The organism is Kineosporia sp. NBRC 101731 (assembly GCF_030269305.1).
GTDB lineage: Bacteria > Actinomycetota > Actinomycetes > Actinomycetales > Kineosporiaceae > Kineosporia.
The window spans coordinates 190,313-202,029 of the sequence record NZ_BSTC01000003.1; the positions used below are offsets into that span (position 1 = coordinate 190,313).

Here is an 11,717-nt window from a genome sequence, read left to right on the forward strand (position 1 = left end):
GCGGTGGAGAGGATGTGCGGCATGACGCAGATCCATCACCGATTCGCCGAGGTCGACGGGCGGCAGCTGTACTACCGCGAGGCCGGCCCGGCCGACGCTCCGGTCATCGTGCTGTTGCACGGTTTTCCGGCGAGCTCATTCATGTTCCGGCGGCTGATTCCGATGCTCGCCGACCGCTGGCACGTGATCGCCCCCGATCTCCTGGGATTCGGTCACTCCGACATGCCGCTGGTGGACGAGTTCGACTACAGTTTCGAGGCTCTCACCGATCTCACCCAGGAGCTGCTCGACCGGCTGGGTGTCGGGCGGTTCGCGATGTACGTGCAGGACTACGGCGCCCCGATCGGCTGGCGGCTGGCCCTGCGTCGTCCGGAAGCGGTGACCGCGATCGTCAGCCAGAGCGGCAACGCCTACGACGACGGACTGAATGAGGCCTTCTTCGAGACGCAGCGGGGGTACTGGAGGGAGCAGACCCGTGAGACCGAGGCCGTGGCCCGGCAGGCACTGACCCTGGAGGCGACCCGCTGGCAGTACGTGACCGGTGTCGCGGACGAGTCGGTCGTGGACCCGGACACCTGGGAGGGCGACTACGGTCTGCTGACCCGGCCGGGCAGCGATCGGGTACAGCTGCGCCTGTTCGCCGACTACGCCACGAATATCGATCTGTATCCCGACGTGCAGAGGTATTTTCGGGAGAGCCAGGTTCCGCTGCTCGCGGTCTGGGGCCGCAACGACCCGGTGTTCGACCCCGCCGGGGCCGAGGCCTTCGTCAAGGACCTTCCGCGGGCCGAGGTGCATCTTCTCGACGGCGGTCACTTCCTGCTGGAGAGCGCTCTCGACGAGGTGGTGCCGATCCTGCGCGCATTCTTCACCGACCGTCTGCGCAACGAGTAGCCGGACCGGAACGACTGACGGTGGACGCGTCGGGACACCGACGCGTCCACCACCGGTCATGCAGTGGAACTGATGTCGTTCAGGAACAGGCGCTGGAGATGAAATCGTCGAGATAGATCGCCGGGATGAGGGACCCCTGGGCCGGCAGCGGGTCCAGCCGCGGCGCCTGCTGCCGCTGGGAGACCATGTACTGCACCGGAGAACTGGTACCGGGGCCGGTGGACAGCAGAACCGCCCACGGGGTGAGGTTCCGGAACGACGACACGTGGTTGTCGAGGGCGTTTCCGTTGTCGAACTTCTTCCCCCGGAAGTCCTTGTCGCACGGGGCACCGTCAGCGGCCCGGGGCAGGACGTACCGACCACCGCCGTAGTCGGCCTTCTCATACATGCACATGTAGCCCTCGGGGCACAGGGAGTCGGCCTGTGCCTGTGACGAGACGGCGACCGAGGCGGTGGCGGACAATGCCACGGCCGAGACGACGGCGGCGATCCGGCCGACGAGTTTCATGGGGTTCCCTCTCCGGAGTGCGGCGACCTGTCTGGCCGATGCTGCAGCCGTGAACCTACGGGGCTCCGGTTCATTTCCTCTGGAGAACGAATGACACCGCCCTCCTCGGCGGTCCTCCCGCGCCGGGCGAGTTGACGTTTCATGGTCGGACCACGTCCACCCGGACGGTGTGGCCCTCGCCGACGTTCCCGGTGAACTGACCGGCGGCCGGGCCGCCGAGATCGAGACGGACGGCCAGGGTCTCGCGCCGGACGAAGTCGGCGTGCTCCCGGACCGCGTCCAGAACCTCGTCCGGACCGTCGACGCTCACGCGGACGGCGTCGGACGGATCGAAACCCGAGGCCCGACGTGCCTGCTGGACGACCCGGACCAGGTCCCGCGCCGTACCCTCGGCCGCCAGGGACGGCGTGACCCGGGCGTCCAGGGCCAGGGTGACCTCACGCTGTGACTCGACCACCCAGCCGGTACGGGGAATCTCGGTGATCTGGACGTCGTCGGGACCCACCGTGACGGTCTCGCCGTCCACGTCTACCGCCGCACTGTCCCCGCTCCGCAACCGGCCGACCAGGACCACCGGATCCTGCGCCCGGATCGCCCGGGCGATCTGCGGAGTCCGGGGCCCGAACCGCTTACCCAGGTTGCGGAAACTGGGCTTGACCGCGATGTCCACCACCGCGTCCGCCGCGTCCAGCCGCACCAGTTCCTTCACGTTGAGTTCGTCGGCTATGTCGTCGAGCAGGGCGGCGGCCATCTCGACACCGGCGGGAAGCCCGACGAGCGCCCGGGCCAGCGGCTGACGCACCCGGACCCGCGCGCTCTTGCGGGCGGCGCGGCCGGCCTCGGCCAGCGCCCGTGAGATTCGCACCTGAGCCTGCAGATCCGGTTCCACCCGGGTGAGATCGGGAACCGGCCAGGTCGCGAGGTGTACCGAATCGGCGGCGTCGGGCTGCCCGGGGCGGACGACCCGCTGCCAGATCTCCTCGGTCACGAACGGGACGATCGGCGCCAGCAGGCGGGTCAGGATCTCCAGGCACTCGAAGAGCGTGGCCAGGGCGTCCTGGTCGCCGAGGCCGAACCGTTTGCGGTTACGGCGCACGTACCAGTTGGACAGCTCGTCGACGAACTCGGCCAGCAGGCGACCCGCGCCGGCGGTGTCGAAGTTCTCCAGACGGTCGTCCACCGCATCGGTCAGGAGGTGCACCTCACCCAGGATCCACCGGTCGAGCAACGGACGCGTGCCCGCCGGTGCCGCCGACGGCGGCTCCCAGCCGGCGCGGCTCGCATGAAGGGTGAAGAACGACGCCGTGTTCCAGTCGGTCATGAGGACCTTGCGCACGATCTCCTCGAGCGGTGCGCTGCCGACCCGGCGTTGCGACCAGGGTGAGCCGGAGCAGGCCATGAACCAGCGCAGGGCGTCGGCACCGTGGTCGTCCATCAGGGGGATGGGGGCCAGGATGTTGCCCAGGTGCTTGCTCATCTTGCGGCCGTCCTCGGCCATGATGTGGCCCAGGCAGACGACGTTCTCGTAGGGGGAACGGTCGAACACCAGGGTGCCGACGGCCATCAGGGTGTAGAACCAGCCCCGGGTCTGGTCGATCGCCTCGGCGATGTACTGCGCCGGATACGTGGCCTCGAACGCCTCGACGCTGCCGGGCACGTGCGGGTACCCGTGCGCGGCGAACGGCATCGCCCCGGAGTCGTACCAGGCGTCGATGACCTCGGGCACCCGGGTGGAGGTCTCGCCGCAGTCGGGGCAGGCGAAGGTGATCTCGTCGATGAAGGGGCGGTGCGGATCGAGCTGTGACAGGTCCTGTCCGGTGCGGCGGCCGAGGTCGGCCCGGGAGCTGATCGCGGTGACGTGGGAGTTGCGGCACCGCCACAGCGGCAGCGGCGTGCCCCAGTACCGCGAGCGCGACAGCGCCCAGTCGATGTTGTTCTCGAGCCAGTCGCCGTAGCGGCCGTGCTTGATGTGGCTGGGGAACCAGGTCGTCGACTCGTTCTCGCGCAGCAGTGCCTGCCGGACCCGGGTGGTGCGGATGTACCAGGACGGCTGCGCGTAGTACATGAGCGGTGTGTGGCAGCGCCAGCAGTGCGGGTACGGGTGCTCGACCGGCTGTACCCGCAGCAGTAGGCCGCGGGATCGCAGGTCGTCGATGACGATCGGGTCGGCGTCCTTGAAGAAGGTTCCACCGACGAGTGGCAGCTCGTCGTGGAAGCGGCCGTCGCGCCCGACCGGGTTGACGACGGGCAGGCGGTGGGCCCGGCTGACGCTGAGGTCGTCGGCGCCGAAAGCGGGGGCCTGGTGGACCAGGCCGGTGCCGTCGGCGGTGGTGACGTAGTCGGCGAGCACCACGAGGTGGGCGTCGGGGATGTCGACCAGGTCGAAGGGGCGGTGGTAGCGCAGGCCGGCCAGGTCCACACCCGGCACCCTGGCCAGGACCTCGGGCTCCTCGTCGCGCAGCACGTCCAGCAGGGGTTCGGCGACGACGAACGTTCCCCGGGCGGTGTGGGTCACGACGTAGGTGATCTCCGGGTTGACCGCCACCGCGGTGTTGGCCACGAGCGTCCACGGGGTGGTCGTCCACACCAGCAGGTCGACGTCGGGCTGCCCGCGGAGCGGGGCCTGGAGGGGGAAGCGGACGAAGACCGAGGGGTCGGTGACCGTCTCGTACCCCTGGGCCACCTCGTGGTCGGAGAGCGTCGTCTGGTCGCGCGGGCAGTACGGGGTGACCCGGAAGTCCTCGGTGAGCCGGCCGTCGGCGTGGATCTTCGCGAGCGACCACCACACCGAGTCGATATACTCCGGAGACATCGTCTCATAGGCGTTCTCCAGGTCGATCCAGTAGCCCATGCGGTCGGTGAGCTTCTCGAACTCGCCGACGTGACGGGTCACCGACTCCCGGCAGCGCTCGTTGAAGAACGCGACACCGGCCTTCTCGATTCCGGGCCTGTCGGTCAGTCCCAGTTCCTTCTCGACGGCCAGTTCGACGGGCAGGCCGTGGCAGTCCCAGCCGGCCTGGCGGGGCACCGAGAAGCCCTTCATGGTCTTGAACCGGGGGAACACGTCCTTGAAGACACGGGCCTCGACGTGGTGGGTGCCGGGGGCGCCGTTCGCGGTCGGCGGGCCCTCGTAGAAGGCCCAGGCCGGGCCGTCGGCCGTGCGGGCCAGCGACCGGGCGAACACGTCGTGGGACTTCCACCAGGCGGTGATCCGGTGATCGGTGGCCGGGAGGTCGATCCGGGACGGCAGGGCCTCGAACGGTGACCGGGGGGCGGGCGGTCGCGTCACGGGTGGGGGCTCCTCGGCTGATCGTCGGGCTGCTCGGGGCGGGCTTCAGTATGCGTGGCCGGGGTGGGTCAAGACCTCGTCCATCCCTCGTCCAGTGCGTCTTCCTAGGGTCGACGGGCCATCTGGAATCCAGGAAAGGACCGTTCGTGCGTTTCACGATCCGAGCCGTCATGGCGGCGGCTTCCGCCGTCGCCGCCGCGGCGGCGATGTCCGCCGTGGCCGCTCCCACCGCGCAGGCCGCCAGCAGCGCCGACTGCGCGTCGGGCAAGGTGTGCCTGTTCGAGGGCGCCGGGTACACGGGAGGGATCCTCACTCTCGGTACCAACTCCTCCGGCCTGCCGAATTGCGAGAAGTACCTGGGTGACAACTATTTCAGCAGTGGAACGCTGGCCGACAACAACGCGTCGTCGGTCATCAACAACTCCGGGACGGCCGTGGTCTCCTACAACAAGGCCCAGTGGCCGTCCCCGCAGGGTGACTGGTACTTCATCGTCAGCGCCGGCGGGAGGCTGTCCAGCCTGACGCAGACGACCTCCTACTGGGGAGGCAGCGGGAGCGACGGCCGGGGATACACCGTCAACATGAACGATTCGGTGAGCGCCGCCTGCTGATCGTCACCTGAGAGCGGCCGGTCCCGGGGAACCGGCCGCCCTCGGACCGGCGCTACTTGTACTCGACCAGCTTGACGGTCCCGGCGAACTTGCCCTCGGCGCCCAGGGCGATGGGCGCGGTGCTGTTCCAGAGACCGAAGCCGATGTACCGGGCGGGCGTGGAGTTCTGGGTCTGGGTGCCGCCCACGTTGATCCGGACCCGCACACCGTTCGTGTTGAGAATCGTGTCCCAGCAGGTGCCCGGCTTGATCTGCGGAGTCTTCAGCCAGACGGTGCTGCCCGCGGTGTCCTTGTAGATGACGGCCGAGGCCCAGTAGTCGCCCTGCGCGCAGATCCGGACCTGGTTGTAGGGGTTGGTGGCGGCCGACGCCCCGGACATCCCGGAGACCGCGATGACGGTCGTGGCCAGGGCGGTCGCGCCCAGGGCGGCGAGTCGTCGGAGTGTGTTCTTCTTCGCCAAGATTCAGGCTCCCGTGTTGATTCGGTCGGACCAGGCCGATGGAACCAGAGTGCACTGGACAGGCGCTGCACGGCGTCTTGATTCGCAGTGGCCGCCGCCGGGGCGCGCCGGTCGGGTGCGCCCGGGAACAACTGGAAATCAACACCGGTGATGAAGGATGCGCTGGACGGTCCGTCCGGACCGGGCACGCATCCGAACGTTTCAGCGGGAAGGACTCCCATGACCAGCACGCGAGTTCCGGTCGTCTTCATCCACGGTCTGTGGCTGCACGCCTCGTCCTGGCAGGCCTGGGCCGAACGGTTCGCCGGGCAGGGCTACGAGCCGGTGTTCCCGGGTTGGCCGAACGAGCCGGCCACGGTCGAGGAGGCTCGCGCGAATCCCGAGGCGGTCGCCGGGATCGGGATCGACGACGTGACCGAGCATTACACGAAGATCATTCAGGCGCTGCCGAGTGCGCCGGTGCTGGTCGGGCACTCGTTCGGTGGTCTGTTCGTGCAGAAGCTGCTGGGGCAGGGTCTGGGGCGGGCGGGGGTGGCGATCGATCCGGCGCAGATCAAGGGGGTCAAGGCGCTGCCGTTGGCGCAGTTGCGGTCGGGTTCGCCGGTGCTGGGTAATCCGGCCAACCGTAGGCGTTCGGTGGCGTTGACGAAGGCGCAGTTCCGGTACGGGTTCGGTAACGCGATCAGCGAGGGCGAGTCGGACGAGCTGTTCGAGCGATGGACGATCCCCTCACCCGGACGTCCGCTGTTCGAGGCCGCTTTCGCGAACTTCTCCCGTCACTCCGCCGCCGCCGTGAACACCGCCAACCCGGATCGGGGACCGCTGCTGTTCATCTCGGGCCAGCAGGACCACACCGTCCCGGACGTGGTCACCCGGGGCGCGTTCAGGCAGTACGCCTCGTCGCCGGCCGTGACCGAGCTGAGGCAGTTCGCCGACCGGGGGCATTCGCTGGCCCTGGACCAGGGTTGGGGCGAGATCGCCGACGCATCGCTGACCTGGCTGGCCGGGAAGGTCGACGTCACGGCCGCGTGAGCAGCGGCTCCTGAGCCAGGCGGATCGACGCGAGGGAGGGGAGCAGGGCGAAAAGGCCGCCGGCCAGCGCCAGGACGCCGATGGCCGTCCCTGCTCCCACCTGGTCGGCGACGACGCCGGCCAGGAAGGCACCGGCTCCCTGAGCCGTCGCATTCATCGACGCGGCGATGCCCATGCCGCGTCCTCGCTGGTCGTTCGGCAGCAGGTCGGCGAACGAGGATGCGGCGAGCACGGTCAGCACCGACCACGTGGCGCCGCTGATACCGAAAGTTATGACTACAAGCAGAGGCTGATGGAGGACGCCGGTTACCAGCAGGGGGAGTCCCGGCACCAGACAGGCGGCCGGGAACAGCCGGCGGTACCGGCTCGCGTCGACGTAGCGGGCGAAGACGGCCAGGGTCACGACCGAGAACAGGCCCTCGGAGGCCATGAAGATGCCCACCCAGGCGGTGTCCAGGTGCAGGTCGAACGCCAGCGGCGTGGCCAGCGCCTTCGGCGCGGTGAGGAAGAGTCCCAGCCCGGTGGACAGGAAGATGGCCCGCAGCGACGGGGAGCGCCAGATGAGGGCGAACGTGGTGCGGGTACTCCCGCCCGTGGTCCCGGTCAGCGCCGCCGGTCGCGGACGTACCCACACCTGCACGATCAGCGCCGCCGCGGCAAAGGTGAGCGCGTCGATCAGCAGGCACCGGCTGGGCCCGACCGTCGTGGCGAGCACGCCGCCCGCACAGTAGCCGATGAGCTGGCCGCCCTGCGAGAGCGATTGTCGCACAGCCATTCCCGCGCCAAATTGGTCCTGTGGGAGAACGTCGCGCAGAAGAGCCAGGCGGGTGGCCGCGTAGGGGCCGCTGAGGAACGCGGACAGGCCCACGCAGCCGCACAGCACCGGCAACGACAGGCCGGGAAGGGCCATCGTCATCATGATCAGGGCCCGCACCGTGTCGATGGCCACGGATACCTGGCGGCGTGGCCGGCGGTCGGCCAGCTGCGAGAGGGTGAGGGCACCGGCCACCGTCGGCAGGTATGTCAGGGCGTAGGTCAGGCCGCTGAGCCCGGCCGAACGGGTGCGCTCGAAGACCAGCAGTGCCAACGCTACCCGGGATAGCTGATCGCCCACCACCGAGAGAGTTTCGGCGGTCAGTAGGGCCGGGAACTCGCGGCCCGGGGGTGGGCTGGGCATGACGTGACTCCTCGGTGTCCGGATGCTTCTCCCGAAGGTCTCACCGCACAGTGGAGAAGCACTTCCCGACCGTCGCCGGAGTGCGGAACTGGACGTTCACTCCTGGTTCAGATGAGCTGCGTTCACTGGTTTTCGTCAACCGTGAGACGGAGGAGGTGCAGTCGTGAAGCTCGCTGACTGGTGATCGACGTGACAGGTCGGCCGGACCGGTGGACGGTCCGGCCCGACGCAGCAGACTGCGAGAAATAACGAGGCGAAACAGATGCCGGCAATGAAGAAGGCCCTGCGGGCCGGGCTGGCGGCCACCGCCGCGGCCACGTTCACCATGAGTGCCGCCGGTGCCGCCCAGGCCACTCCGGCCGGGCCGGGGGTGGTCGGCACGATCATCTCCCAGAAGACCATCGGTCACACTGATTACGTTCGGCGCGAGATTACGATCCCGCCGGGGCAAGCCACCGGTTGGCATTACCACGACGGGTGGCTCTTCGGTAAGGTCAAGCAGGGCACTTTGAGCCACTTCGACGACACGTGCGCCTCGGACGGTGTGTACCGGCGTGGCAGCGTGATTCGGGAGCCCGCCGGCGCGGAGAATGTGCACATCGGGATCAACCGCGGTCGTACCCCGGTCGTGCTCGAGGTGCTGTACGTGCTGCCGACCGGGTCGCCGCTGTCGCAGGATGCGGCCAACCCGGGCTGCAGCTTCCAGTAGAACCCGCTGTGGGGCCGGAAGGGTCATCGATCAGACGCCTTCCGGCTCCACTGGCGGTCTTAGTCGGTCCAGCCGCTCGGCGGTCTGGAGCGTCCCGCCGTTCTGCCAGGTCTGAGCCAGCTCGTGGGCGGTGTGCCAGGTCTTCCAGGCGCTGTCGTAATCCTCCAGGGCGAGCCAGGATTCGATGATCATCAGCAGGGCGTCGAACTCGAGGGTGCGGTGACCCACCCGGTTCAGCACCAGCACCGCGTCCTCCAGCTCCTTGATCGCGGAGCGGTAGTCTTTCAGGCCGGTCTGCAGCCGGCCGATGTAGACGCGGATCTGCCCTTCCTGCTCGAGGTTCCCGACCTGGTCGTTGCGGGCCAGGGCACTGCGCAACTGGGTCTCGGCCTCCGCGTTGTCGCCGAGCAGAGCCAGCGTGTGGCCCACCTCCGACATCGCCCGTACCTCGCGCTGGGCGTTGCCCGAGGTGACGAACTGCCGGTGGGCCTTCTGATACTCCGCCAGCGCCTCCTCGTGCCGCTTCAGCCGGATCAGCACGTCGCCGCGATTGGTGTGGACGTACCCGCGTTCTTCCGGGAACCCCATCTCGGTGAACAGTTGCCCGGCCTCGTCCAGCAGGTCGAGGGCCTCGTCGTAGCGGCCGAAGAAGAAGTGGGCCCCGGCCAGACTCCGCAGCGAGTACGCCTGCCCCGCACGGTCCTCGTCGCGCCGCGCGGCCTGCAGTGCCGTCGACATGACGTTCATCCAGTCCTGGAAGAACGCGCCCCGCTGGAAGTACTGCTGAAGGGTCAGGGCCAGACGCCAGGACTCCACCCCGAAACGCCGTTCGGTGGCCCGGGTCACGGCGTCGACGAGGACCGGTCGCTCGGTCGCGAACCAGGACATGGCGGTGTGGAAGCCCGCCGGGGACTCGGGGTGCACGGAGTGGGCCAGACCCAACGGCGGCACCGGCCTCAGGTGCGGCCGGACCGCGACGTGGGCCGCGAAACTGCTGTGCTGGTAGTGCTGCAGCAGTCGGGTGCCGGCCTCCTGCCGCTCCTGCGGGCTGTCGATCTCGAGGAAGAGCTCCTCGGCGTAGGCCCGCACCAGCACGTGGGAGCTGTACCGGCCGGGTTCGACCTCGGAGATCAAGGCCGAGCCGGCGAGCTCCTGGAGCAGCGCCCGGGTGGTGGCCAGTTCGGTGCCGAGCAGACTGGCACAGGCCGAGGCGGAGATGGACGGGCCGATCCGAATCGACAGGTAGCGGAAGAGCCGGGCGGCCTCCGGTCCCAGGTGCCGGTACGACCAGGCGAAGACGCTGCGGGGGTCGTTGTTGGTCTCGTCGTGCCCGAACGCCTCGAGTCGCGGGGCGTCGCGCAGCCCGTCGGCCACCGCCTGCAGGGAGAACCAGGGCCGGGCGGCCATCTGGGCGGCGACCAGGGCCAGGGCCAGCGGCAGCCGGCCGCACAGTTCGACGATCTCGTCGACGACCGCCGGGTCGGGGGTCTGCCCGGTGGCGGGCAGCCGGGCCAGCAGGATCTCGCGGGCGATCTGGGCGGTGGGCAGGTCCATCAGCAGGAGCCTGGCCCCCTCCACCGCCGCCAGTCCGGCCAGCGGTGCGCGGCTGGTGACGAGCACCAGGCTCTGGGCCGAGTTCGGAACCAGGGGCCGCACCTGCTGCACGGTGTGGGCGTTGTCGAGCAGCACGATCATCCGCTTGTCCACGGTCAGGCTCCGGTACATGCCGACCTGCGCCGGGACCTGCTCGGGCACCGAGACGGCGGGCATTCCGAGCGAGTGCAGCAGGAGGGTGAGTGCCTCACCGGTGGAGACGCTCTGCTCGCCGTCTCCGGAACCGCGCAGGTCGAGGTAGAGCTGGCCGTCGGCGTGCCCCGGGGCCAAGAGGTGAGCCAGGTGTACGGCGAAGGTGGACTTGCCGACCCCGCCCATCCCGCTGAGCGCGATCACCAGGGGCGCGGCCTGCGGTTCGTCGTGGCGCCGTTGCAGCAGGCCGGTCACGACCTGCGTCTCGTCCTCACGCCCGACGAAGACCGGCAGGTCGGGCGGGAGCTGGGCCGGACGCACGACCAGGGACGCCGGCGGGTTGGCCAGCTCGTCATAGGTCGGTTCGGGACGTTCACCGCTGGGGTCGGGAACGGCCGGGGTGCCGGTCAGCAGGCGCTGCTGGACCGCGCGGCACTCCGGACCGGGCTCGAGCCCCAGTTCCTCGTCCAGCCGGGTGCGCAACGTGTCGTGGACGGCGAAGGCCTCGGCCCGGTGACCGGCCTCGTGCAGCAGCGTCATGAGCTGGGCGTGCAGGGGCTCGTTCAGGTGGTCCCACGAGGCCACCCGCCGCAGCGCCGGCAGCAGCCTGTCGGCCAGCCCTAGCCGCATCGCCAGGTCGGCGGCCTCCATGGCCACGTCGAAGAGCTGCCGGTTGAGTGCGTGGAAGACGGCGGTGGCCGGCCCGGAGTCGGCCAGGTCGGCGGCACACGGCCCGGACCACAGCTCGATGGCCTTCTGGTACAGATCGAGTGATGGCGCGTAGTCGTGGTCGCGGCTCAGCGTGCGAGCGCGTTCGACCAGGTCCCGGAACGCCACCACGTCGCTGGCTTCCGCACCGGCGGTGAGGCGATAGCTGTTGCCCTGCCTGACCAGCCAGGAGCTGTGCCCGCGGGCGGCGAGGCCGGGCTCGGTCAGGCGGCGCAGGGCCCCGATGTAGCGGTGGATGACGTTCACGGCGCTGGCCGTCGGCTCGTCACCCCACAGCACGTCGACCATCTCGCTGACGCCGACGGGCTGGCCCGCGCGGGCCAGTAGCAGGGCGAGAAGGCAACGCTGCTGGCGGGGGCCGGTCTCGATCTCGACGCCGTCACGCCAGAACCGCAGTGGCCCCAGGAGCTGGAACCAGTACTCCGTCGGTGGCTCTTGGGTTCCTTGGGACATGGGGGGAGCATAGATCCATCCGAGAACGGGGATCACCGGGACGGATCGGGCATCTTGAGGCACTGGCCGAACGGGCAACGGACGGTGGGTGCCGCGAGGTCTTCGCGCG

The 11,717-nt window shown here is 69.4% G+C and carries 9 protein-coding genes; 4 read left to right on the forward strand and 5 right to left on the reverse strand.

All coding sequences use genetic code 11. The annotated features are described in order from the left end of the window. The first annotated feature begins 21 nt into the window (after positions 1–21). Positions 22–894: an alpha/beta fold hydrolase gene (locus QSK05_RS10975; RefSeq protein WP_285596739.1), complete on the forward strand. Its 873-nt coding sequence runs from the start codon at positions 22–24 to the stop codon at positions 892–894. A 79-nt stretch (positions 895–973) separates the two neighbouring features. On the opposite strand, the gene QSK05_RS10980 is transcribed toward QSK05_RS10975, so the two are convergent. Both QSK05_RS10980 and ileS read right to left on the reverse strand, forming a co-directional pair. Beyond that, the gene (locus tag QSK05_RS10980; protein WP_285596740.1) at positions 974–1,402 is read right to left on the reverse strand and encodes a peptidase inhibitor family I36 protein; all 429 of its coding nucleotides are present in this window, start codon (positions 1,400–1,402) and stop codon (positions 974–976) included. A gap of 139 nt (positions 1,403–1,541) precedes the next feature. Beyond that, a complete protein-coding gene (ileS, locus tag QSK05_RS10985; protein WP_285596741.1) occupies positions 1,542–4,691 on the reverse strand; it encodes an isoleucine--tRNA ligase in 3,150 nt (1,049 codons plus the stop codon). A 146-nt stretch (positions 4,692–4,837) separates the two neighbouring features. On the opposite strand from ileS, the gene QSK05_RS10990 reads away from it, so the two are divergent. After that, positions 4,838–5,302: a peptidase inhibitor family I36 protein gene (locus QSK05_RS10990; protein ID WP_285596742.1), complete on the forward strand. Its 465-nt coding sequence runs from the start codon at positions 4,838–4,840 to the stop codon at positions 5,300–5,302. Positions 5,303–5,354: 52 nt separating this feature from the next. On the opposite strand, the gene QSK05_RS10995 is transcribed toward QSK05_RS10990, so the two are convergent. Beyond that, positions 5,355–5,762 (reverse strand): hypothetical protein, encoded by a 408-nt coding sequence (locus QSK05_RS10995; RefSeq protein WP_285596744.1) that lies wholly within the window; start codon positions 5,760–5,762, stop codon positions 5,355–5,357. Between the two features lie 219 nt (positions 5,763–5,981). Between QSK05_RS10995 and QSK05_RS11000 the strand changes: the two genes are divergently transcribed. Then, positions 5,982–6,794, forward strand: coding sequence for an alpha/beta hydrolase (locus QSK05_RS11000; protein ID WP_285596746.1), 813 nt, complete (start codon positions 5,982–5,984; stop codon positions 6,792–6,794). On the opposite strand, the gene QSK05_RS11005 is transcribed toward QSK05_RS11000, so the two are convergent. Then, the gene (locus QSK05_RS11005) at positions 6,781–7,971 is read right to left on the reverse strand and encodes an MFS transporter (RefSeq protein ID WP_285596747.1); all 1,191 of its coding nucleotides are present in this window, start codon (positions 7,969–7,971) and stop codon (positions 6,781–6,783) included. The two genes, QSK05_RS11000 and QSK05_RS11005, sit on opposite strands and share 14 nt — an antisense overlap. Positions 7,972–8,242: 271 nt before the next feature. Here QSK05_RS11005 and QSK05_RS11010 point away from each other — a divergent pair, with 271 nt between their 5' ends. Next, on the forward strand, positions 8,243–8,680 hold the full coding sequence (locus QSK05_RS11010; RefSeq protein WP_352301026.1) for a cupin domain-containing protein: 438 nt from the start codon (positions 8,243–8,245) through the stop codon (positions 8,678–8,680). A gap of 30 nt (positions 8,681–8,710) precedes the next feature. On the opposite strand, the gene QSK05_RS11015 is transcribed toward QSK05_RS11010, so the two are convergent. Next, positions 8,711–11,608 (reverse strand): AfsR/SARP family transcriptional regulator, encoded by a 2,898-nt coding sequence (locus QSK05_RS11015; protein WP_285596752.1) that lies wholly within the window; start codon positions 11,606–11,608, stop codon positions 8,711–8,713. Positions 11,609–11,717 lie beyond the last annotated feature (109 nt).